Annotated in this window: 18 protein-coding genes; 9 read left to right on the top strand and 9 right to left on the bottom strand. The window is 73.9% G+C overall.

What is annotated here, in order from left to right; genetic code table 11:
- The first annotated feature begins 37 nt into the window (after window positions 1–37).
- The 3 genes from AB4039_RS18550 to AB4039_RS18540 all read left to right on the top strand — a co-directional run bounded on the left by AB4039_RS18550 (window position 38) and on the right by AB4039_RS18540 (window position 2,361).
- Window positions 38–427: a DUF6325 family protein gene (locus AB4039_RS18550; RefSeq protein ID WP_030232533.1), complete on the top strand. Its 390-nt coding sequence runs from the start codon at window positions 38–40 to the stop codon at window positions 425–427.
- A complete protein-coding gene (locus AB4039_RS18545; protein ID WP_266842272.1) occupies window positions 427–879 on the top strand; it encodes a hypothetical protein in 453 nt (150 codons plus the stop codon). Before AB4039_RS18550 ends, AB4039_RS18545 begins: the two co-directional genes overlap by 1 nt.
- A gap of 348 nt (window positions 880–1,227) precedes the next feature.
- Window positions 1,228–2,361 carry an NlpC/P60 family protein gene (locus AB4039_RS18540; RefSeq protein ID WP_266842270.1) on the top strand — a complete coding sequence of 378 codons (1,134 nt, stop codon included), beginning with the start codon at window positions 1,228–1,230 and terminating at the stop codon, window positions 2,359–2,361.
- On the opposite strand, the gene AB4039_RS18535 is transcribed toward AB4039_RS18540, so the two are convergent.
- From AB4039_RS18535 to AB4039_RS18515, 5 genes are read right to left on the bottom strand one after another with little or no spacing between them, the layout of a single operon-like run.
- A complete protein-coding gene (locus AB4039_RS18535; protein WP_266842269.1) occupies window positions 2,313–3,572 on the bottom strand; it encodes a styrene monooxygenase/indole monooxygenase family protein in 1,260 nt (419 codons plus the stop codon). The two genes, AB4039_RS18540 and AB4039_RS18535, sit on opposite strands and share 49 nt — an antisense overlap.
- A 31-nt stretch (window positions 3,573–3,603) precedes the next feature.
- On the bottom strand, window positions 3,604–4,227 hold the full coding sequence (locus AB4039_RS18530; protein WP_266842267.1) for an ATP/GTP-binding protein: 624 nt from the start codon (window positions 4,225–4,227) through the stop codon (window positions 3,604–3,606).
- Window positions 4,208–4,591, bottom strand: a complete 384-nt coding sequence (locus tag AB4039_RS18525; protein WP_442271226.1) for a DUF742 domain-containing protein — start codon at window positions 4,589–4,591, stop codon at window positions 4,208–4,210. The genes AB4039_RS18530 and AB4039_RS18525 overlap by 20 nt, the downstream gene beginning before the upstream one ends.
- The gene (locus tag AB4039_RS18520; protein WP_442271225.1) at window positions 4,588–5,067 is read right to left on the bottom strand and encodes a roadblock/LC7 domain-containing protein; all 480 of its coding nucleotides are present in this window, start codon (window positions 5,065–5,067) and stop codon (window positions 4,588–4,590) included. The genes AB4039_RS18525 and AB4039_RS18520 overlap by 4 nt, the downstream gene beginning before the upstream one ends.
- The gene (locus AB4039_RS18515) at window positions 5,064–8,273 is read right to left on the bottom strand and encodes a nitrate- and nitrite sensing domain-containing protein (protein WP_442271224.1); all 3,210 of its coding nucleotides are present in this window, start codon (window positions 8,271–8,273) and stop codon (window positions 5,064–5,066) included. Before AB4039_RS18515 ends, AB4039_RS18520 begins: the two co-directional genes overlap by 4 nt.
- Window positions 8,274–8,650: 377 nt before the next feature.
- On the opposite strand from AB4039_RS18515, the gene AB4039_RS18510 reads away from it, so the two are divergent.
- A complete protein-coding gene (locus AB4039_RS18510; RefSeq protein ID WP_266842260.1) occupies window positions 8,651–9,424 on the top strand; it encodes a protein phosphatase 2C domain-containing protein in 774 nt (257 codons plus the stop codon).
- A gap of 60 nt (window positions 9,425–9,484) precedes the next feature.
- Here AB4039_RS18510 and AB4039_RS18505 read toward each other — a convergent pair whose 3' ends face one another.
- Window positions 9,485–9,925, bottom strand: coding sequence for a MarR family winged helix-turn-helix transcriptional regulator (locus tag AB4039_RS18505; RefSeq protein ID WP_030225696.1), 441 nt, complete (start codon window positions 9,923–9,925; stop codon window positions 9,485–9,487).
- Window positions 9,926–10,069: 144 nt separating this feature from the next.
- Window positions 10,070–12,466 (bottom strand): endopeptidase La, encoded by a 2,397-nt coding sequence (lon, locus tag AB4039_RS18500; protein WP_266842259.1) that lies wholly within the window; start codon window positions 12,464–12,466, stop codon window positions 10,070–10,072.
- 171 nt (window positions 12,467–12,637) lie between these two features.
- Here lon and AB4039_RS18495 point away from each other — a divergent pair, with 171 nt between their 5' ends.
- Complete coding sequence (locus AB4039_RS18495; protein WP_442271223.1) at window positions 12,638–12,988, top strand: hypothetical protein; 351 nt, start codon at window positions 12,638–12,640, stop codon at window positions 12,986–12,988.
- 441 nt (window positions 12,989–13,429) lie between these two features.
- Here AB4039_RS18495 and AB4039_RS18490 read toward each other — a convergent pair whose 3' ends face one another.
- Entirely contained in the window at window positions 13,430–14,245 is an 816-nt protein-coding gene (locus AB4039_RS18490; RefSeq protein WP_442271222.1) for a sulfurtransferase, read from the bottom strand.
- A 425-nt stretch (window positions 14,246–14,670) separates the two neighbouring features.
- The gene (locus tag AB4039_RS18485; protein ID WP_442271221.1) at window positions 14,671–15,939 is read right to left on the bottom strand and encodes a glycosyltransferase family 39 protein; all 1,269 of its coding nucleotides are present in this window, start codon (window positions 15,937–15,939) and stop codon (window positions 14,671–14,673) included.
- Between the two features lie 171 nt (window positions 15,940–16,110).
- Between AB4039_RS18485 and AB4039_RS18480 the strand changes: the two genes are divergently transcribed.
- The 4 genes from AB4039_RS18480 (at window position 16,111) to AB4039_RS18465 (ending at window position 22,831) form a co-directional block, all read left to right on the top strand.
- Window positions 16,111–16,662, top strand: coding sequence for a hypothetical protein (locus tag AB4039_RS18480; RefSeq protein WP_442271220.1), 552 nt, complete (start codon window positions 16,111–16,113; stop codon window positions 16,660–16,662).
- Window positions 16,663–16,841: 179 nt separating this feature from the next.
- Window positions 16,842–17,582 carry a response regulator transcription factor gene (locus AB4039_RS18475; RefSeq protein ID WP_030225711.1) on the top strand — a complete coding sequence of 247 codons (741 nt, stop codon included), beginning with the start codon at window positions 16,842–16,844 and terminating at the stop codon, window positions 17,580–17,582.
- On the top strand, window positions 17,579–18,658 hold the full coding sequence (locus AB4039_RS18470) for a sensor histidine kinase (protein ID WP_266842251.1): 1,080 nt from the start codon (window positions 17,579–17,581) through the stop codon (window positions 18,656–18,658). The genes AB4039_RS18475 and AB4039_RS18470 overlap by 4 nt, the downstream gene beginning before the upstream one ends.
- 258 nt (window positions 18,659–18,916) lie before the next feature.
- Window positions 18,917–22,831 carry a multifunctional oxoglutarate decarboxylase/oxoglutarate dehydrogenase thiamine pyrophosphate-binding subunit/dihydrolipoyllysine-residue succinyltransferase subunit gene (locus AB4039_RS18465; protein WP_266842250.1) on the top strand — a complete coding sequence of 1,305 codons (3,915 nt, stop codon included), beginning with the start codon at window positions 18,917–18,919 and terminating at the stop codon, window positions 22,829–22,831.
- The last annotated feature ends 33 nt before the right edge of the window (window positions 22,832–22,864 follow it).

Below are 22,864 nucleotides of genomic sequence, written 5' to 3'. Positions count from 1 at the left end.
GTCGTCATAAACGGTCAGGAGTAGGGAGCCCCGGCGCATGGGACCTGTGGAATTCATCGTCCTGGCCTTCCCGGAGGAACAGCTGCGGGTACCGGCCGTCGAGGCCGTGATGGGACTGCGCAAGACCGGGGTGGTCCGGCTGATCGACGGCCTCGTCACGACGAAGACGGCCGGGGGCGAGGTGATGGCGGCGGAGTTCGACGAGTTCGTCGAGCTACGGGGCCTCCTGGCGGGCCGCGACGTGGCGCGGCTGATCGGGCCGGAGGACGTACGGGAGGCGGCGGAGCTCCTGGACCGGGGCAGCTGCGCGCTGCTCCTGGTGGTCGAGCACGTGTGGGCGCAGGACGCGGCGGTGGCCGTACGGGCGGCGGGCGGACGGATCGTGGGCTCGGTCCGGATCCCGGCGGACCGCGTGGAGGTGGCGTGATGTTCATCCGGCCGGTCGGCGTGACGGTGTCCCCCGCAGTCCGCCCGCCGGGCCACCCCCTCCTCCGCGGCCTGCTCCGCCGGGCGTCGGGCGCGGCGGAGTGGGCGACGGCGGAAGGCGCGGGAGAGGACGGCGTGCGGGAGGACGGCGTGGCGGAGGAGAGCGTGGCGGAGGAACTGGAGGCGGCGCTGGAGGAGGGGGTCAGGGGCGAGGCGGGGGTGAGGGCGCCGGGCGAGGCGGGGGCGGAGTACGAGGCGGGTCGGGAGCGGGAACGGCCCGGCGAGCCGGAGGGCGGGGGCGAGCCCCCGACGGAGGCGGAACCCCCGCCCCACCCGCCCGTGGCCGGGCCCACCCTGGTGGCGGAGCTGACCCAACTCTCCGACCTGGCCCGTCAGGGCCTCCTGACCCCGGAGGAGTTCGCCCTGGCGAAGGGGCGCCTGCTGCGGGGGTGAGGGGTCCCACTCGGCCCGCATCAGGGAGGGTTTGGGGGTTTCCCGTCAGTCTCATCGTCCTTCCGCGTCGGGCCGGGCCGTCAAGGGCGCTCCTTCGTCGCGTCGCTTCGCGATGGCCTTCGGCCACCCTTGACCGACCGGCCCGTCCCGGAAGGACGATGGACAACCGGGAACCCCCCAAACCCACTCCGATACCGCCCCGCTGAAATCCCGCACCCCCCGACCCCGATCCCACCCCCGCCCCCACCCCCACCCCCAGACGGGTGACTCCCCGAGCCCCGCCGACCGGCGTCGGAGGCTCCGGGCCGGGTGCGTGGCAGCATCGGGCGGTGTCGCGGAGGTGATTACATGACAAAACGACTGTTGCGGCTGGCCTGTCTGGCCGCCGTACTCGTCGCCGCCGCCGGGCCACCGCCCGTCGCGCGGGCCGAGCCCGTCGGGGAGTTGCTGACCCAGCTGCAGGGGCTGTACCAGCGGGCCGAGGAAGCCAGCGAGGCGTACAACGCCACCGAGGTCGCCCTCAAGGCCGGCCAGGACGAGGAGCGGCGGCTCACCGCCGAGCTCGGGCGGGCGCGTACCGCGCTCGGTGCCGAGAAGGCCACCGCCGGGCGGCTGGCCCGGGAGCAGTACCAGGGCACCCTCGGGCTCTCCCCGTACCTGCGCATGCTGCTCTCCGGTGACCCCCAACAGGCCGTCGACCAGCGCCGGATCGCCGCCCGCCAGGGCGCCCGGCAGGCCGGGGTCGTGGCGCGGCTGGAGCGCGGCGAGCAGCGGGCCGACGCCCTGGCGGAGGCGGCCCGCAAGGCCCTCGACACCCAGCAGGGCCTCGCCGCCGAGCGCAAGAAGCAGCACGAGGAGGTGACGGGCCGGCTGAAGGACGTCGAGCGGCTGCTCGCGGCGCTGACCCCCGAGGAAGTGGCTCGGCTGGACCGGCGGGAGGCGGCCGTCACCGCCGGGGCGCAGCGGGAGCTGCTGGACTCCGGCCGGCTGCCCGCCCGTACGGGGACGCCCACCGCCGCCGGTGGCGCCGCCCTGCGGTACGCGACGGCGCAGATCGGCAAGCCGTACGTGTGGGGCGCCGAGGGGCCGGCCTCCTTCGACTGCTCGGGGCTGACCTCGAAGGCCTGGGAGCACGCCGGGCGTTCCATCCCCCGGACCAGCCAGGAGCAGTGGGCGCGGCTCCCCCGGGTGCCGCTGGACCGGCTGCGTCCGGGCGACCTGGTGGTGTACTTCCCGAAGGCGACCCACGTGGCCCTGTACATCGGGGACGGGAAAGTGATCCAGGCGCCCCGTCCGGGTGCCACCGTGAAGGTGTCTCCCATCGCCGCGAACCCGTTGCTGGGGGCGGTGCGGCCGGACCCCGAGGGGGTCCCGTTGGCGGAGTTCACCCCGCCGCCGCTGCCCGAGGGCGCGACGGCGGGGGGCGACGCGGGCTATTCCGCCGAGGCGGGGGCCGGCGACGAGGACACCTCGGCCAGGTAGTCGGCCGTGTCCTCGGGGTCGAAGAAGTACGAGTCGAAGTCGGCCGGGTTGTCGAAGCCGTTGGCGAAACGGTCCGCCACCGGCTGGAGCCGGCCGGCCGCGCCGATCAGGTCCAGCACGTGCTCCGGCGGGACGCCGAGCATGGCGTTGGTCCACTGGGTGACGGGCATGCCCGTGGTGAACCAGTACGTGTCGAAGGTGGCCTTCATCCAGGCCTCGTCGAACGGCTGGTCGCCGTGCATGAGGATGGAGGAGAGGTACGAGGCCGCGCACTTGGCGGCCGAGTTCGAGCCCTGGCCGGTGATCGGGTCGTTCGCCACGACCACGTCCGCCACGCCCAGCACCAGGCCGCCGCCCGGCAGCCGGCCGATGGGGTTGCGGACCACGGGGGCGTAGCGGCCCGCGAGGGTGCCACCGGCGTCCGTGAGCTCCACCTTGGTGGCGCGGGCGTACTCCCAGGGCGTGAACTTCTCCATGAGTTCCAGCGTCAGCGCCAGGTGCTCACCCGGGTCGTTGACGCCCCGGAACACGTCCAGCGGGCCGCCGGGGAGGCCTTCCCAGAAGAGGATGTCGGCCCGGCCGGAGGTGGTGAGGGTCGGCATGACGAACAGTTCGCCGACGCCGGGGACCAGGTTGCAGCGGACGGCTTCGGTCTCTGGGTGTTCGGGGCGCGGCCCGAGTCCGTGGACGTAGCTGACGGCGAGGGCGCGCTGGGGGGCGTCGTAGGGCGAGCGCGCCGCGTTCCGCTCGAACATGGAGACCAGTTCGCCCTTGCCGGCGGCGACCAGCACCAGGTCGTAGGTGCGGGAGAAGAAGTCCAGGTCGGCGACGGAGGCGCCGTGGATGACGAGCTGGCCGCCGCGCTGGGTGAAGGTGTCGAGCCATCCGGCCATCTTCACGCGCTGGTCGACGGACTGGGCGTAGCCCTTGAGGCGGCCGAGCCAGTCGATGGGGCGGGAGGTGTCGGGGGCGGCGACCGAGACGCCGACTCCCTCGATCCGGGGGGCCTGCCGCTCCCAGAAGTTCAGCTGGAGGTCGCGCTCGTGCTGGAGGGCCGAGTCGAACATGCACTGCGTGGACATGACGCGCCCGGTGCGGATCTCGTCCGCCGTCCGGTTGGACATGAGGGTGACCTCGTACCCCTTCGCCTGGAGGCCGAGGGCGAGCTGGAGACCGGACTGGCCGGCCCCCACGACAAGTATCCTGCGCATCTCACGTTCTCAATCTGCCGGACGGATCGGGTTATTCGGGGGTCGCGTCCAGCGCGTGGCCCACGAGGGTCAGCAGGGATTCGACGACCGTCGTCCGGCGCCGCGCGTCCATGATCACGACGGGGACCTCCGGCGGGATGGTGAGGGCCTCCCGCACGTCCTCGGCGTCGTAGGCCTGCGAGCCCTCGAAGTGGTTGACGGCGACGGCGTACGGGAGCCCGCAGCTCTCGAAGTAGTCGAGCGCGGGGAAGCAGTCGCGGAGCCTGCGCGTGTCGGCGAGGACGAGTCCGCCGATGGCTCCGCGGACCAGGTCGTCCCACATGAACCAGAACCGTTCCTGGCCCGGGGTTCCGTACACGTACAGCACGAGGTCGTCGTCGAGGGTGATGCGGCCGAAGTCCATCGCGACGGTCGTCGTGTGCTTGTCCGGAGTGCCGGTGAGGTCGTCGGTGGGGGCGGCGGCCTGGGTCATCACCGCCTCGGTGCGCAGCGGGGTGATCTCGGAGACGGAGGACACGAAGGTGGTCTTGCCGACGCCGAACCCGCCCGCGACGAGCACCTTGACGGCGACGGGCGCGCGCGAACGGTCGTACTGCCAGGGCTGGACGGGGTCGTCGTCCAGCAGGGCGGCGGGGTCAGAGACGGCGAAGACCACTGAGCACCCTTTCCAGCAGTGCGCGTTCGGGCCGGCCGGTGCCGTGCCCGCTGCCGTAGACGCGGATCCGGCCCTGGTCGGCGAGGTCGCTGACGAGGACGCGGACGACGCCGAGGGGCAGCTTCAGGAGGGCGGAGATCTCGGCGATCGTGCGCATGCGGCGGCACACCTCGACGATGGCCCGCATCTCGGGCATGCGGTCGGGCGTCTTGGCCGGACCGGTGTCGAGGGCGGCGACGAAGGTCTCCACCAGCAGGACCTGCGTGAAGCGGGTACGGCCGCCCGTGAGGGAGTACGGGCGGACGCGGGCGGGGCGACGGTCGGCGCCGCGTATCGGCAGCCGGTCGGAGGCCGTACTCCTCACGGGGTCTTCTCCATCGACTGGCGCAGTTCACTGCGGACTTCGGGGGTCAGGACGTGGCCGGCCCGGCCGACGAACAGGGCCATGTGGTAGGCGATGACGCTCATGTCGCAGTCGGGCGTGGCGTGCACGCCGAGCAGGGAGCCGTCGCTGATGGCCATGACGAAGACGGAGCCGTTCTCCATCGCCACCATGGTCTGCTTGACCGTGCCGAACTCCATGAGGGCGGCGGCACCGGTGGTGAGGCTGCCGAGTCCGGAGACGATGGTGGCGAGGTCGGCCGAGGCTCCGCGGGGGCCCTTGGGGCGGCCCTCCTGCGGGGTGCCCGAGGCCCCCGGTTCGGAGGAGAGCAGCAGGAGACCGTCCGAGGAGACGACGGCCACGGAGTTGACCCCGGGCACCTCCTCGACCAGGTCGGTCAGCAGCCACTGCAGGTTGCGGGCCTGGGTGCTCAGTCCGTACGTACTGGGCGCGGTCATGTGCGGGCCTCCTGTGCGGTGTCCCCCTGGTCGGTGTGTCCCTGCCCCTGTCCCCGGTCCTGGGCGAGCTCGGCGGCGGCCACGCGCCGCCCGTCCTGGGCGCCCTGGTAGAACCCGCCGAGGCGACGGCGCAGTTCTTCGGCGTCCACCCGGCGCGGCTCGGGGCGGGCCGCGGCGGGGCGTCCGGCCGCGGGGCCGGGGACGGAACGCGGGGTGCGCTTGGGGAGGCCCTTGTCGGTGACGGCCTCGGAGCGGGATGCGGAGACGGGTCCGGGGGTGGTCCCGGTGCCGGCCTCGGGTGCGTGGCCCGGGTGGCTGCCCTGGCGCGGTACGAAGCCGTCCTCGGCGTCGGCGACGCGCCGGTGGGCGGTCGTCTCGGCGTCGGGTGAGGTCACGGTGAAGACCTGCTCGGCGGGCGGCAGCTGCGCGTCCTCGTAGCCGCGGGGCTGGGGGACGACGCGGGCCAGCAGTTCCTCGGCCGGGGTCTCCGGCTCGGCGGGCGCCGCGAACGGGTCGGACGCCGTGAAGACCTGGTCGGCCGGGGGCAGCTGGGCGTCCTCGAAGGCCTCGGCCAGCGGGACCACCCGGGCGGGGGCCTCCTCGTCCGGGACCTCCGAAGCCTCGGCGGGCTCGGCGTGCTCGGCGGGCTCCGCCGGGGCCTGCGCGACGGGGTGCGCGGGCTCGGACACCGGGGCGTCGGGCGCCTGGGCGTCGGACAGCGGGAGCTCGGACCCCCGGGAATCAGGCTCCGGGGACTCGGAGACCTGGGACTCGGACGCCGGGGCGGCGGAGACCGGGGACTCGGCCGCGGGGGCGTCGGCCTCGAAGGCTTCGGCCAGGGTGACCACCCGGGCCGGAGCCTCCGGCTCCGCGGCCTCGGGCGCCGTTGCGGAGCCCGCGAGGAGCCCCTCCGACAGCGGGCCGTCCGACAGGAGGTCGTCCGAGAGGACGTCGTCCGAGAGCAGGTCGTCGGAGACGACGGCGTCCGGGCCGAGGCCGTCCGGGAGCTCGTCCGGCAGGACGTCGGCCCCGGTCGGCTCCTCCGCGAGGACGCCGTCCGTCGGCGCCTCCGCCGTCACGGCCTCCGGGCGGAGCCTCGGCGGCAGGGTGTTCTCGTTGGCCTCGGCGACCACCCCGGGCAGCTGGAGCGCCGGGGCGCCCGGCGAAGCCAGGGTGTGCACCGGGGAGGCCGGCGGACCGGCCGGGAGCAGGCTCGCGGGGATGACGACCAGCGCCTCCGTGCCGCCGTGCCGCGAGGCCCGCAGCTCGGCCGTCACGCCGTGGCGCGCCGCGAGCCGCCCGGCGACGTACAGGCCGAGGCCCAGGCCGTGCTCGGCCTCGGGCTCCTCGTCGTAGGCCTCGGGGGTGGACAGGCGCAGGTTCAGCGCGTCGAGCCGGTCGCCGGTGACGCCGATGCCCTCGTCGACGACGGTCAGGACGACGTCGCCGGAGTCCTGGACCAGGCCGGAGACCTTCACCTTGGCCTCGGGCGGCGAGAAGGTGGTGGCGTTCTCCAGGAGTTCGGCCAGGACGTGCGAGATGTCGTCGGCGGCGTGCCCGGCGACCTGCGTCGCGATCGGCATGACGGCCAGGTCGACCCGCTCGTAGCGCTCGATCTCACTGACGGCGGCCCGCATGACGTCGACCAGCGGCACCGGCAGGCTCTGCCCGTGGCCGTGTTCCTGTCCGGCGAGGACCAGCAGGTTCTCGTTGTGGCGGCGCATCACGGTCGCCAGGTGGTCCAGCTTGAAGAGGGTGGCGAGCCGGTCCGGGTCGCCCTCCTTGGACTCCAGTTCCTCGATGACCGAGAGTTGGCGCTCGACCAGGCCCAGGGTCCGCAGCGAGAGGGAGACCGAGGTCGTCGACATGACCCGGCGGTGTTCCTCCAGCCCGGCCCGCAGTTCCTTGAGTTCCGCCTCCAGCGCGTCGCGGCCCGAGGAGAGGGCCTCGTTGCGGCCGATGAGGCGGCGCCGGTCGGCGTCGAGGCCGGCGATCTTCGTGTGCAGGCCGACCGTCTGGTCCCGTACGGCGTTGAGGTGGCGCACGACCTCGGCGAACTCGTCGTTGCGGCCGGTGAAGCGCACCGGCTCGACGGAGCCCTCCGGGGTGGCCAGCCGCTCCGCGCCGCGGCGCAGCACGGACAGCGGACGGGTCAGGGAGCGGGCGATCGCGGTGGAGAAGCCGATGACGAACAGGAAGAGCACGCCGAGGCCGGCGACCATCAGTTCGAGCCGGGTCACGTCGTCGTCGCGCAGGGTGGCGAGGGCGGTGGCCCGCTGGCCGGCGAGGGTGGACTCGACCGACCGCATCCGGTCGATCCGGGCGGTGAGCGCGGCGGCGACGGCGCCGGCGTCGACCTTGCGGTCGGCCGGGGTGAGGGTGGGCCGGTCGGTGAGCCGCTTGAGGTGGTCCTCGGCGGTCTTGACCTCGGGGCCGGTGACGGTGACCGCGAGGGTCTGCCGTACGTCGGGGCGCGCGGCGCGGTTGAAGTCGTCCAGCGCGGCCTGCTCCCGGACCCGGGACCGCTGGGCGGCGGCGGTGAGTTCGTCGGCGACGGCGGCGCCCGGAGGCTGCTCGGCCCGGGGGACGGCCAGCGCGGCGAGCAGCAGTCCTCGGGTGGCGGAGGCCTGGTCGACGGCCTGGCCCAGCGGGGCCGTGGGCCGGGTGAAGGCCAGGGCGGCCTCCGCGCGGGGCGGGGTGAGTTCGGCGAGCCGGTCGCCGGGCGCGAGGAGTTCGGTGATGGCGCCCGCGTAGGCCTGCTGGGCGGCGAGGGCGGTGCCCTTGCCGTCGACGGCCTCGGTGCGGACGCCCTTGATCCGGCCGAGGGCGCGGGCGAGTTCCTCGTCGGCCTCGGGCCGGAGCTCGGCGATCTGCCGGTCGGTGCGCGCCGTGCGCTCGTCGACGGGGGCCTTGGCGTTGCCGGGCCGTCCCTTCGCCGCGTACTCGACGACGGCGTCGCGCTCGTCGCCGAGGAGGTGGACGAGGGTGAGGGTGTGTTGCGTCTGTTCCGCGAGGGTGACCAGGCGCTGTGAGTCGTTCAGTTCCCTCGTGGCGGAGACGACGGCGGGGGTGCCGGCCGCGAGGACGGTGAGTCCGGCGACTGCCACCCCGATCACCAGCCTGCGGCGGACGCGGACGCGCCGTCCTGCGTTGGCGGGTCCGTCGGCGCTGGCGGTGCCGTTCTTCCGAGACCGCTTCTTCTGCACCGGTGCTCGCAATCCTGTACGTGTGCTCGTGCTCGTCTACTCGTGTGGCCGAGGTAACGGCCGGTCAACAAGTAAACGCCCCCTGCCCCCTCGTACCGCCTCAGACCTTTGCAGCGTGTTGGGAGGAGAGCCGCACATCGCCCACCCGGCCACTCGAAGGAGTGAACATCACGGAGGAGTGGCCGACCAACTCGGGCACCCCGTGTCAGGGGGCCGCCGTGGACGGGCGGTTGAAAGATCGAGCCGGGCTTTGGCACTATGCCCGCCCACATGCCCGCGGGGCCGCCCCGGCCGCGGCTCGGGCGGGCACCCCGCATACACCGCGATTGGTATGGACCTTACGGGGCCCGGGAGTTCCCGGCGGGCAGAATGTCCACATGCGCATCGACCTGGCCTCGACCCCCGGCAACCCGGAACGCCCCAACGAGGACTGGGCGTCGGCCGCGACACCTGCGACGGGAGGCGGCGTCCTGGTCGTGCTGGACGGAGTCACCCCGCCGCGCGGCGACGACGGGTGCGTGCACGGAGTGCCCTGGTTCTCGGCCCGGCTCGGGGGCCGATTGACCGAACTGTCCGGATCGCGACGGGACATGCCGCTGGACCGGATCCTGGCGCGGGCCATCGAAGACACCGCCGACGCGCACCGTCAAACCTGTGACCTTTCTCACGTCCGGACCCCGCAGGCGACGGTCGTCGTGGTGCGCTGGGACGCGGCCCGCGTGGAACACCTCGTGCTCTCGGACTCCGTGCTCCTGCTCCGCGCGCCCGACGGCGGAGTGACGGCGGTGCTCGACGACCGGCTGGACCGGATCCCGCGCGAGACGCTCGGCTCGGTGGCGGCGACGGACGCGCTGCGGAACGCCGACGGCGGCTTCTTCACCGCGGCCGCCGACCCGGCGGTGGCGGCCCGCGCGGTCACCGGGCACACCCCGCGCGGGGAGGTGACGGCGGTCGCGGCGCTGACGGACGGGGCGAGCCGGTGGACGGACACGTTCGGGGAGGGCGACTGGGCCGCCTGTCTGGACGTGCTGCGCGAGGAGGGCGCCGAGGGGCTGATCGGGCGGGTACGGGCCATCGAGTCCGATCCGCTGCGTCCGCCGGCCCGGCACAAGCGGCACGACGACGCCTCGGCGGTCTACGCGGAGCTCTGAGCCCGCGCGGCGACCGGTCCCCCGCTCCCCTGGGCGGCCGGTTCGCTCCGCCTGCTCCGCCTACTCCTCGCCGGAGTTCAGCTGGTTGAGCAGGCGGGCCAGTTCCGCCACCTCGCCCCGGTCCCAGTCGGCCAGCTTGCGCATGTACTGCTCGCGGCGGGCTCCCCGTACGCGCAGGAAGCGGGCCCGGCCCTCGTCGGTGAGGCCGACGAGGAAGGCACGGCCGTCGGCCGGGTCCGGCTCGCGGGCCACCAGGCCCAGGACCTCCAGGGCGCGCAGCTGGCGGCTCATGGTGGCCTTGCCGACCCCGAAGTAGGCGGCGAGCTCGGTGGCCCGCTGGCGGCCGGCGGCCTCCAGCCGGACGAGCAGCCCGTACGCGGCGGGCTCCAGCTCCGGGTGGAGCGCGCGGGCCATCTCGCCGGAGGAGGCGCGGGCCCGCCGGAGGAAGACGGACAGCTCCCGCTCCAGGGCAAGGAACTCCTGGTCTTCGCTCCCGTGCACGTCCCGCTCCGATCGGTGGTGGTGTCCCCCTGCGGGCCCGCTCCGGGCCCGGTGTACGTGCCCAGTATTTCGCAGGGGGCGTGCCGACGGCCCGGGGCCCCGCCGATGCGGGTCCCCGGGCCGTGCGGAGCTCTCGTCCGCAGGTCAGGCGGCCTTGGTGAACGAGATCGCGGCCGGGGCCAGGGCCAGCTCCAGGACCTGGCGCACGTCCGTCACCGGGTGCACCTCCAGCCCCTCCAGCACCTCGGCCGGGACGTCGTCCAGGTCGGCCTCGTTGCGCTTCGGGATGATCACCGTGGTCAGGCCCGCCTGGTGCGCGGCCAGCAGCTTCTGCTTGACCCCGCCGATGGGCAGCACCCGGCCGGTGAGGGAGACCTCGCCGGTCATGGCCACGTCGGTGCGGACCTGGCGGCCGGACAGCAGCGAGGCGAGGGCCGTGGTCATGGTGATGCCCGCACTGGGACCGTCCTTGGGGACCGCGCCGGCCGGGAAGTGGATGTGCACGCCCCGGTCCTTGAGGTCGGCGACCGGCAGCTCCAGTTCCGCGCCGTGCGAGCGCAGGAAGCTCAGCGCGATCTGCGCCGACTCCTTCATCACGTCGCCCAGCTGGCCGGTGAGGGTGAGCCCGGCGGCCCCCGTCTCGGGGTCGGCGAGCGAGGCCTCCACGAAGAGCACGTCGCCTCCGGCACCGGTCACGGCGAGGCCGGTGGCCACTCCCGGGACGGCGGTGCGCCGCTCCGCGGGGTCCTGCGCGGACTCCGGGACGTGGTGCGGCCGCCCGATGAGGGCGCGCAGGTCGTCGGCGCCGATGGTGAAGGGCAGCTCCCGCTCGCCCAGCTCGTGCTGGGAGGTCACCTTGCGCAGCAGCCGGGCGATGGACCGCTCCAGGGTGCGCACGCCCGCCTCGCGGGTGTACTCGCCCGCGAGCCTGCGCAGGGCCTCCTCCTCCAGCACCACCTCGTCGGCGGCCAGGCCCGCGCGCTCCAGCTGGCGGGGCAGCAGGTGGTCGCGGGCGATGACGACCTTCTCGTCCTCGGTGTACCCGTCGAGGCGGACCAGTTCCATGCGGTCGGCCAGTGCCTCGGGGATGGCTTCGAGGACGTTGGCGGTGGCCAGGAAGACCACGTCGCTCAGGTCCAGCTCCACCTCCAGGTAGTGGTCCCGGAAGGTGTGGTTCTGCGCCGGGTCCAGGACCTCCAGGAGGGCGGCGGCCGGGTCCCCGCGGAAGTCGGAGCCGACCTTGTCGATCTCGTCGAGGAGGACGACCGGGTTCATGGAGCCGGCCTCCTTGATCGCGCGGACGATGCGGCCCGGCAGGGCGCCGACGTAGGTGCGGCGGTGGCCGCGCACCTCCGCCTCGTCGCGGACGCCGCCGAGGGCGACGCGGACGAACTTGCGGCCCATGGCGTGGGCCACGCTCTCGCCGAGGGAGGTCTTGCCGACGCCGGGCGGGCCGACGAGCGCGAGCACGGCCCCGCCGCGCCGGCCGCCGATGACGCCCATGCCGCGCTCGCCGCGCCGCTTGCGGACGGCGAGGTACTCGGTGATGCGGTCCTTCACGTCGCCGAGTCCGGCGTGCTCGGCGTCGAGGACGGCGCGGGCGCCCCGGATGTCGTACCGGTCCTCGGTCCGCTCGTTCCAGGGCAGTTCGAGGACGGTGTCCAGCCAGGTGCGGATCCAGGAGCCCTCCGGGCTCTGGTCGCTGGCGCGTTCGAGCTTGTCGACCTCCTTGAGGGCGGCCTCGCGGACCTTCTCGGGAAGGTCGGCCGCCTCGACGCGGGCGCGGTAGTCGTCGGACTCCTCGCCCTCCTGCTCCCCGTTCAGCTCGCGCAGCTCCTTGCGGACGGCTTCGAGCTGGCGGCGCAGGAGGAACTCGCGCTGCTGCTTGTCGACGCCCTCCTGGACGTCCTTGGCGATGGACTCGGCGACGTCCTGCTCGGCGAGGTGGTCACCGAGCGCCTTGACGGCCAGCCTGAGGCGGGCGACGGGGTCGGCGGTCTCCAGCAGTTCCACCTTCTGGGCGGTGCTCAGGAAGGGCGAGTAACCGGAGTTGTCGGCGAGCGCCGAGACGCCCTCGATCTGCTGGACCCGGTCCACGACCTGCCAGGCGCCGCGCTTCTTGAGCCAGGTGGTGGCGAGGGCCTTGTACTCCTTGACGAGCTCGGCGACGGCCCCCGGCAGCGGGTCGGGCACCTTCTCCTCGACGGTCTCGCCCTCCACCCAGAGCGCGGCCCCGGGCCCGGTCGTGCCGGCCCCGATCCTGACGCGCCCGCGTCCGCGGATCAGCGCGCCGGGGTCCCCGTCGGAGAGCCTGCCGACCTGCTCGACGGTCCCCAGCACACCGGTGCCCGTGTACTTGCCGTCGACCCGGGGCACGAGCAGCACCCGGGGTTTCCCGCTCCCGGCCGCCGCCTGCGCCGCCTCCACGGCTCCGCGCACCTCGGCGTCGGACAGGTCCAGCGGAACGACCATTCCGGGCAGCACGACCTCGTCGTCGAGCGGCAGCACGGGCAGGGTGAGCGTTACGGACGTCGAAGCCATGATCTTCCCTCCGGCAGTGAAGTTGAGCTATGCCGACTCAATGCACCTGCGCCCCGGGATGTTCCCCAACTCCCGTTCGCCGGGGGCGAACACCTGCGCGGACGCCCCCGGGACTGCTGTGAGCTGCGCGTTCTCGACCCGGGAAGACCGGACCAAGAAGGGAGGACGGCCATGACCGTCCCCGAATGCCCGCGCTGCGGGCGGGAGCTGGCGTCGTTCGAGGTCCTGCGGCGCAGGAACCTCTGGGGTGGCGGCGCGCCGCGGCCGAGGAGCGACGAGGAATGGTGGGACCGCCCCGGCTGCGACTGGCTGGGCGTCCGGCACCCGCAGGACGGCCCGCTGCGGCCGATGCGGCGGCTGGAGGGGGAGGAGGAGGTGTGCGTGTTCTGCGGGTTCGAGGGGAACGTCGCCGGAGTCCCGTGGCGGCACGAGGACGGCGGGATGCGGGACTGGATCGTCTGCCTGGCCTGCGGCACGAGCAACCAGCGCCGCGTCGACGCGCCCCCCGACCCCTCCCGCTGAAGACGGGACGTTCCGGACCGTTCCGGCACGGCACGGCACGGCACGGCACGGCACGAGGGTCCGCGTCAGCCGGAGACGTGGAGGTCCCCGGAGGTGGTGCGGAAGGACAGCCGGGAGGGTGCGGCGGGGGTGGGGGCCAGGGTGACGTCACCGTCGTCGGAGGTCGTGGCGGCCGTCACCGCGTACGGGGCCTCGGGCAGCCGGGCCCGGACCTCCCCCGAGGTGTCCGCGCAGCCCGCGGGCTCCTGGACGTGCCGCCGGGCAGGGAGCAGACGGCGAGGAGGAACGCGGCGACGGAGACGACGCCGAAGGCCTTGCGTCCGGGGCGGGCTGACGCGGTGTGGGCTGACCTGCCGCCCGGTCTTGCGGCCCCGGGGCCGCCGGGCCCTGGGGCCGGTACCCGGAGCCGGGGTGGGGTTGCCCCCGGCCGGCTCGGGGCGGTCAGGGGCCGGAGGCCACCGGGCGGTCCGGGGAGGGGAGGCCCCATTCGCTCCAGGAGCCGTCGTACACCGCCAGTCCGTCCTCGCGGCCGGCCAGGGTCGCGCCGAGGGCGAGGACGCAGGCCGTCACCCCCGAGCCGCAGCTGAAGCAGAGACGTTCACGGCCGCCCGCCACGGAGGCGAACACCGTGCGCAGCTCCTCCGCCGGCCGCATCCGCCCGTCCGGCCCCTGCAGTTCCCCGAACGGCAGGCTGACCGCGCCCGGCATGTGACCGCCGCGCAGTCCGGGCCGGGGTTCGGGGGCGGTGCCCTCGAAGCGCTCCCGGGTGCGGGCGTCCAGGACGACGGCCGCCGGATCGGCCAGCGCCGCCGAGACCGCGGCGGCGTCCACCAGCAGCCCGGGGCGCGGCCGGGCGGTGAAGGAACCGCGCGGGCCCCCGTACGCCGCCGGGACGTCCTCGACGGGCAGGCCGGCGGCGGCCCAGGCGGGCAGGCCCCCGTCGAGGACGGCGGCACGGGTGAAGCCCATGGCGCGCAGCATCCACCAGGCGCGGGCGCTGGAGTAGATCCCGGCGCCGTCGTAGACGACCACCGTGTCGGTGTCGTCGAGGCCGAGGCCGCGCATGGCGTCGGCGAACTCCGCGGCGGCGGGCATGGTGTGCGGCGCGGCGGCGGTGTGGTCGGACAGGACGCCGTCGAGGTCGAAGGGCCGCGCCCCGGGGATCCGCGCGGGGGCGCCCCGGAGGGCGCCGACGGAGGCGTCGAACAGGACCGGCCCGGTCCCGCCGATCCGCTCCGCGAGCCACTCGACCCCCACGAGCGGCCCGAACGCGGCGGGGCCGGGACCGGCGGGGTCCGGACCGGCGGGGCCGGGACCGGTGGGATCCGGACCGGCGGGGCCGGGACCGGCGGGGCCGGGACCGGCGGGATCCGGACCGGCGGTACCCGGACCGGCGGGATCCGGACCGGCGGGGCCGGGACCGGCGGGGCCGGGACCGGCGGGGCCGGGACCGGCGGGGCCGGGACCGGCGGGGCCGGGACCGGCGGGGCCGGGACCGGTGGGGTCGGGCGTGGGCATACGGCACCTCCGGATGCGCGTCGGGCCCCGCCCGCCGGGGCGTGCCGCCCGACAGGTGACTGACGCGGGTCGCCACATCCTCCCCCGGCCCCCGCCGGGCCCGGCAACGGGCCCCGGGCGGGGGCGGGTCGGCCACGAGCGGCCCGGCCGGACCCCGGCCCGGCTCAGTCGCAGCCGCCCGCCCTCGCGTACACCGCGACCCGGGCCCCCCGCACCGGCGTCACCGAGCAGCGTTCGAAGCCGGCGGCCAGCGCCTCCCGCTTGGCGGCCTCGCGCGGGTACGGGTCCAGGGGCTGCCCGTCCGGGTCCAGCAGGGCGACCACCCGGGGCGAGCCCAGCAGCGCCTCCCGGATCCGCTCCGGGGGCAGTTCGGTGCCCTGGAGGGTGTCCGAGGCCTCCGGGGAGCGTTCCAGGGCCACGTCGCGCAGGCCCGCGTAGGCGGCGGGCGAGGACAGCAGCCACTCGCGCCGCCGCGACGGCATGAACAGCACCGCGTCCCCGGGCCGGGCCCGCTCCCGGACGGCGGCGGCCACGGCGAGGACGTCGTCCTTGCGGCTCTCGGGGGTCCGCAGCCACACCGACCACCAGCCCAGGGGCACCAGCAGTACGGCGACCAGCAGCCAGGGCCGCCACCCGCGCGCACGGGCGAGCCGGGCCCCGACGAGGAGGGCGGGTCCGGCGAGCGCGTAGAGGACGTACCGGTCGACGTACCACGGGTGCACCAGCGACAGCGTCATCAGCAGCCCGGGCGGCAGCAGCGCCAGCGGCACGGCGACCCGCGCCAGGTCCGCGAGGCCCCGCTCGCCGGCGCCCCGCGCGAGCAGCAGCACCGCGCCCGCGAGCACCCCGTAGGCCGCCCAGTCCTGCCAGGAGGGCCGTCCGAGCCAGCCCAGCTGCGCCCTGGCCTGTCCGGCGCTCAGCAGGGCCAGCGGCGCCAGCCCGGCCAGCACGGCCGCCGCGCTCCACTGCCAGCCGCGCGAGCGACGGGCGACGGGGGCGTGGGCGAGCAGGGCCAGGACGGCGAACTCGTGCAGCCAGCAGCCGAGGAGGAGGACGGCGGCGTAGGCGGCCCAGCGCCCGCACAGCATCAGGTGGGTGGACCAGACCACGGCCGCCGCGACGAGGGCGTACGAGCGCCCCTCCTGGGCGTAGGCCTGTACGGGCGGAAGCAGGGCGTAGGCGGTGCCGGCGAGGAGCGCGGCCCGCTCCCCCGCGAGGCGGTGGGCGATCGCGGCCACGCCGGCGGCGGCGAGGGCGGCGCCGGCCACGGAGGGCAGGCGCAGCGCCCACAGGCCCCCGTCCCACAGGCCGAAGACCGCGTGCATCAGCAGGTAGTAGAGGCCGTGGACGGCGTCGACCCGTGCGAGGAGTCCGCCGAGACCGGCCAGGGGGCGGTGGGCGACCTGCCAGGTGGTGGACTCGTCGCGCCACATGCTGCCGCCGCCGGGGCCGCGTTCCAGTGCGAGGAGGCCGAGGAGGACGGCGAGCAGCGGCGGCAGCCAGCGCCGGGCGGCGATGCGGCGGATGACGGCCTCCGGGGGTGCTTTCCGTGGTGGGATGGAAGTCCATGGTCGGGGTTCGGCCGAGGTACCCGGGAGGCGGGTGTGCGAACGGTGCGAGCGGAGCGGACGGCACGGACGGCGGCGGGGGCGCTGCTGGTGGCGGCGGTGCTCGTCGGCTGCGGCGCGGGCGGCGCGGGCGGCGCGGGCGGCGCGGACTCCCACGGGACGGGCGGGCCCGCGGGCGGGGCGACGGCCGGCGCCACGGCGGGGACCCCCGCGTCCCCCGGCCGCCCGGCCCCGTCGGCGTCCCCGAGCCGGGATCCCGCCGCCGAGCGGCTGGTCACCGTCACCCGTACCGGCGGGTTCGCCGGCCGTACGGTCGTCCTCACCGTCCGGGGCGACGGCTCCTGGACCCGGACGGCGGGCACCGCGCGGCCGGAGGCCGGGCAGCTGCCGCCGTCCGGTCTGGAGGCGCTGCGCACCGCGCTGCGCGCCGCGGACCTGCCGCACCTGCCGGCCGAGGCGACGGCGGACCCGCCGGTCTACGACGGATTCGAATACCAGTTCGTGTACGAGGGGTCCACGGTGAGCTCCGACCAGGGCTCGCTGACCCCCGGACTGGAGAAGGTCCTGGAGGCCCTGCCGGTCTTCTAGGGCCGTGCCGGACGGGTCCGCCGGGCCGCCGGCCCTTTCCGGCCACCGCGCCGCGCGTTGTCCGGCAACACAGTGCGCCGCCCGTTCACCCGTCCGTTCGCTGTCCGAACCGCACATAGCCGCAGGCCGGTGCCTCCTCTACGCTGCACCCCATCACGCGGGATCTTCAGGGGCGGGACATGGAACAGACACACACCACCCACAACGGGGCCGCGGCCACCCCGGGCGCCCAGCGGCGCGTGCTCGTGGTCGAGGACGACCGCACCATCGCCGACGCCATCGCGGCCCGGCTCCGGGCGGAGGGCTTCCAGGTGCAGACGGCCTACGACGGGCCGGCGGCCGTGGCGGCCTCCGAGAGCTGGCTGCCGGAGCTGCTGGTGCTGGACGTCATGCTGCCGGGCTTCGACGGGCTGGAGGTGTGCCGCCGGGTCCAGGCGCAGCGGCCCGTGCCGGTGCTGATGCTCACCGCCCGGGACGACGAGACCGACATGCTGGTCGGGCTCGGGGTCGGGGCGGACGACTACATGACGAAGCCGTTCTCCATGCGGGAGCTGGCCGCGCGGGTCCACGTACTGCTGCGCCGGGTGGAGCGGGCCACGCTGGCCGCGACCGCCCCGCGCGGGGCCACGCTGCGCCTGGGCGACCTGGAGATCGACCACGCGCAGCGGCGGGTCCGGGTGCAGGCGGAGGACGTGCACCTGACGCCGACCGAGTTCGACCTGCTGGTGTGCCTGGCGGGGACGCCCCGCGCGGTGCTCTCGCGGGAGCAGCTGCTCGCGGAGGTCTGGGACTGGGCGGACGCCTCGGGCACCCGTACGGTCGACAGCCACATCAAGGCGCTGCGCCGGAAGATCGGCGCGGAGCGGATCCGGACGGTCCACGGCGTCGGGTACGCCCTGGAGACCCCGGCGCAGGCGTGAGCGACCGGCCCCCGGGACCGGGGTTGCGGCCCTACTCGCCGTTCTCGATCAAGACGAAGCTGGGCACGCTCGTCGTGGTGTCGGTGTTCATCACCACGGGTCTGCTGATGGTGGCGCTGCGCACCGCCACGGAGGTCCGGTTCATCACGGTCTTCTCGGTGATCGCCTCGATGCTGATCACCCAGTTCGTGGCGCACAGCCTGACGGCCCCGCTGGACGACATGACGACGGTGGCCCGCGCCATCTCCCACGGGGACTACACGCGCCGGGTGCGCGGCGCCGGACGCCGTGACGAGCTGGGCGATCTGGCCGCGACGATCAACCTGATGGCCGATGACCTGGAGGCCGTGGACAGGCACCGTAGAGAACTGGTCGCGAACGTCTCGCACGAGCTCCGCACGCCGATCGCGGCGCTGCGGGCGGTGCTGGAGAACGTCGTGGACGGGGTCTCGGAGGCCGATCCGGAGACGATGCGCACGGCCCTGAAGCAAACGGAACGGCTCGGCCGGCTGGTGGAGACCCTGCTGGACCTGTCCCGCGTGGACAACGGGGTGGTGCCGCTGAAGGCGCGCCGTTTCGAGGTGTGGCCGTACCTGTCGGGGGTGCTGAAGGAGTCGGGTCTGGCGGCTGCGGGGCGGCCGGGGCTGTCGTCCGGTTCGGGCGGGCACACCCGCAACGACGTGCACCTTCACCTGGACGTGTTCCCGCCGGAGCTGACGGCGCACGCCGATGCGGAGCGGCTGCACCAGGTGGTGGCGAACCTGATCGACAACGCGGTCAAGCACAGTCCGCCGCACGGCCGGGTGACGGTCCGCGCCCGGGCGGGCGACGCGCCCGGGAGTCTGGCCCTGGAGGTCGTCGACGAGGGTCCCGGAATTCCGGAGGCGGAGCGGCACCGGGTCTTCGAGCGGTTCAACCGGGGCGCGGCGCGCGGCGGGGACGGGGGCACCGGGCTGGGTCTGGCGATCGCCCGCTGGGCCGTCGGCCTGCACGGGGGGCACATCGGCGTGGCCGAATCGTCACGGGGTTGCCGAATCCTTGTCACTCTTCCGGGCAGCTCACGGGCATCGTCTTGACGTAGGGTTCTGGTGGGAAGGACATGATCTCGGCCACACGTGCCCGGGGTCGTCAGGGGTGCGAAGCCACGGGGGCCGCAACCTGGGTGCCCCCTACCCGAACCACGCTTGTTTCCCGCCATTCCACGTGGTGAAACCCGCCGTTCGGTGTGACCTGCGCGACGGAAGTCCCGCCCGGCCTGCGAGGCACCGTCCGGGAGGCGTAGCCTTTATTCCCGCTGTCCATACCTTGTGAAGCGGAAGAGGGCGGTTGCCGCCGTGTCGCCACAGTCCCCCAGTAACCCGAGCACCACGACCGAAGCAGCAGAGGGCGGGAAGACCCCTGCCTCAGGCTTCGGCGCGAATGAGTGGCTCGTCGACGAGATCTATCAGCAGTACCTCCAGGACCCGAACTCGGTCGACCGGGCCTGGTGGGACTTCTTCGCCGACTACAAGCCGGGGGGCGCTGCCGCTCCGGTGAAGGCGGACGGTCCCGGGAAGTCCACGACGACGGATGGCGCCTCCGCACAGGCCGCCACCGCCGTAGCCCCTCAGGCCCCTGTCGCCGCCGCCACGGGGGCGGCGCGCGCCGTGCCTCCCGTCGCCGGCAACGGCTCCGCCGGAGCGGCCCCGGCCGCCCCGGCCGCTCCGCCTGTGTCAGCTCCTGCCCCTGCTCCTGCCACCCCCTCTGGTGCCCCTGCTGTGACTGTCACCTCCCAGGCCCCGGCCGCCGCACCGGCCGCGCCCGCCCCTCAGGCTCCGGCTCCGGCCGCCGCCCCCGTAGCCGCCCAGAAGGCCGCGCCCGCCACCGAGGCCCCCTCCGGCCCCGAACTGGTGACGCTCCGCGGCCCGGCCGCTGCCGTGGCCAAGAACATGAACGCCTCCCTCGACGTGCCGACGGCCACCTCCGTCCGCGCCGTCCCGGTGAAGCTGCTGTTCGACAACCGCATCGTCATCAACAACCACCTCAAGCGCGCCCGCGGTGGGAAGATCTCCTTCACCCACCTCATCGGCTACGCGATGGTTCAGGCGATCAAGGCCATGCCCGCCATGAACCACTCCTTCGCGGAGAAGGACGGCAAGCCGACCCTGGTCAAGCCGGAGCACGTGAACTTCGGCCTCGCGATCGACCTGGTGAAGCCGAACGGCGACCGCCAGCTCGTCGTCGCCGGCATCAAGAAGGCCGAGACCCTCAACTTCTTCGAGTTCTGGCAGGCCTACGAGGACATCGTCCGCCGCGCCCGCGTCGGCAAGCTGACGATGGACGACTTCACCGGCGTCACCGTCTCGCTGACCAACCCCGGCGGCCTGGGCACCGTGCACTCCGTGCCCCGCCTGATGCCCGGACAGTCGGTCATCATGGGCGTCGGCTCCATGGACTACCCCGCCGAGTTCCAGGGCACCTCGCAGGACACCCTGAACAAGCTGGGCATCTCCAAGGTCATGACCCTGACCTCGACCTACGACCACCGGGTCATCCAGGGCGCGGCCTCCGGCGAGTTCCTGCGCATCGTCGCGAACCTGCTGCTCGGCGAGGACGGCTTCTACGACGCCGTCTTCGAGGCCCTGCGCATCCCGTACGAGCCGGTCCGCTGGAACCGCGACATCGACGCCTCGCACGACGACGACGTCACGAAGGCCGCCCGCGTCTTCGAGCTGATCCACTCCTACCGGGTCCGCGGCCACGTCATGGCCGACACCGACCCGCTGGAGTACAAGCAGCGCAAGCACCCCGACCTCGACATCACCGAGCACGGCCTCACCCTGTGGGACCTGGAGCGCGAGTTCGCGGTCGGCGGCTTCTCCGGCAAGTCGATGATGAAGCTCCGCGACATCCTCGGCGTCCTGCGCGACTCGTACTGCCGCACCACCGGCGTCGAGTTCATGCACATCCAGGACCCGAAGCAGCGCCGCTGGATCCAGGACCGCATCGAGCGTCCGCACTCCAAGCCGGAGCGCGAGGAGCAGCTGCGCATCCTGCGCCGCCTGAACGCCGCCGAGGCCTTCGAGACCTTCCTGCAGACGAAGTACGTCGGCCAGAAGCGCTTCTCCCTGGAGGGCGGCGAGTCCGTCATCCCGCTGCTCGACGCGGTCATCGACTCCGCGGCCGAGGCGCGCCTGGAAGAGGTCGTCATCGGCATGGCCCACCGCGGCCGCCTGAACGTCCTCGCCAACATCGTCGGCAAGTCGTACGCGCAGATCTTCCGCGAGTTCGAGGGCAACCTCGACCCGAAGTCGATGCACGGCTCCGGCGACGTCAAGTACCACCTGGGCGCCGAGGGCACCTTCACGGGCCTGGACGGCGAGCAGATCAAGGTCTCGCTCGTCGCGAACCCGTCCCACCTGGAGGCCGTCGACCCGGTCCTGGAGGGCGTGGCCCGCGCGAAGCAGGACGTCATCAACAAGGGCGGCACCGACTTCACCGTGCTCCCGCTCGCCCTGCACGGCGACGCGGCCTTCGCCGGCCAGGGTGTGGTCGCCGAGACGCTGAACATGTCGCAGCTGCGCGGCTACCGCACCGGCGGCACCGTGCACGTGGTCATCAACAACCAGGTCGGCTTCACCGCCGCCCCGGAGTCCTCGCGTTCCTCGATGTACGCGACCGACGTGGCCCGCATGATCGAGGCGCCGATCTTCCACGTGAACGGTGACGACCCGGAGGCCGTGGTCCGCGTCGCGCGGCTCGCCTTCGAGTTCCGCCAGGCGTTCAACAAGGACGTGGTCATCGACCTCATCTGCTACCGCCGCCGCGGCCACAACGAGTCCGACAACCCGGCGTTCACCCAGCCGCTGATGTACGACCTGATCGACAAGAAGCGCTCGGTGCGCAAGCTGTACACCGAGTCCCTCATCGGTCGCGGCGACATCACCCTGGAAGAGGCCGAGCAGGCGCTCCAGGACTTCCAGGGCCAGCTGGAGAAGGTCTTCGCGGAGGTCCGCGAGGCCGCCACGCAGCCCCCCGTCACCGTCCCGGCACCGGCGCAGGCCGCGGCGCAGTTCCCGGTGAGCGTCAACACCGCGATCTCCCAGGACGTCGTCAAGCGGATCGCCGAGTCCCAGGTCAACATCCCCGAGAACGTCACCGTCCACCCGCGTCTGCTGCCGCAGCTGCAGCGCCGCGCGGCGATGATCGACGAGGGCACCATCGACTGGGGCATGGGCGAGACCCTGGCCTTCGGTTCGCTGCTGATGGAGGGCACCCCGGTCCGGCTGTCCGGCCAGGACTCCCGCCGCGGCACCTTCGGCCAGCGTCACGCGGTCCTCATCGACCGGGAGACCGGCGAGGACTACACGCCGATGCTGTACCTCTCGGACGACCAGGCCCGCTTCAACGTCTACGACTCGCTGCTCTCCGAGTACGCGGCCATGGGCTTCGAGTACGGCTACTCGCTGGCCCGCCCGGACGCGCTGGTGCTGTGGGAGGCGCAGTTCGGTGACTTCGTCAACGGCGCGCAGACCGTCGTCGACGAGTTCATCTCCTCGGCCGAGCAGAAGTGGGGCCAGACGTCCGGCGTCACGCTGCTGCTGCCGCACGGCTACGAGGGCCAGGGCCCGGACCACTCGTCCGCGCGTCCCGAGCGCTTCCTCCAGATGTGCGCGCAGGACAACATGACGGTCGCGATGCCGACCCTGCCGTCGAACTACTTCCACCTCCTGCGCTGGCAGGTCCACAACCCGCACCACAAGCCGCTCATCGTCTTCACCCCGAAGTCGATGCTGCGCCTGAAGGCGGCGGCGTCGAAGGCGGAGGAGTTCACGACCGGTTCGTTCCGTCCGGTCATCGGCGACTCGACCGTGGACCCGAACGCGGTCCGCAAGATCGTCTTCTGCGCGGGCAAGTTCTACTACGACCTGGAGGCCGAGCGGGAGAAGCGCGGCATCACCGACACCGCGATCGTCCGCATCGAGCGGCTGTACCCGCTGGCCGGCGCGGAACTCCAGGCGGAGATCGCCAAGTTCCCGAACGCGGCGAAGTACATCTGGGCCCAGGAGGAGCCGGCGAACCAGGGTGCGTGGCCGTTCATCGCGCTGAACCTGATCGACCACCTCGACCTGGCCGTCGGCGCCGACATCCCGGCCGGCGAGCGCCTGCGCCGCGTCTCGCGTCCGCACGGCTCGTCCCCGGCGGTGGGCTCCGCGAAGCGCCACCAGGCGGAGCAGCAGCTCCTGCTGAACGAGGTCTTCGAGGCGTAGTCGCCCCGCTGAACTGAACGAACGGAAGGCCCG

The organism is Streptomyces sp. M-16, from assembly GCF_052114405.1.
In the GTDB taxonomy this organism is placed as follows: domain Bacteria; phylum Actinomycetota; class Actinomycetes; order Streptomycetales; family Streptomycetaceae; genus Streptomyces.
This window is presented reverse-complemented; position numbering and strand designations above follow the sequence as displayed.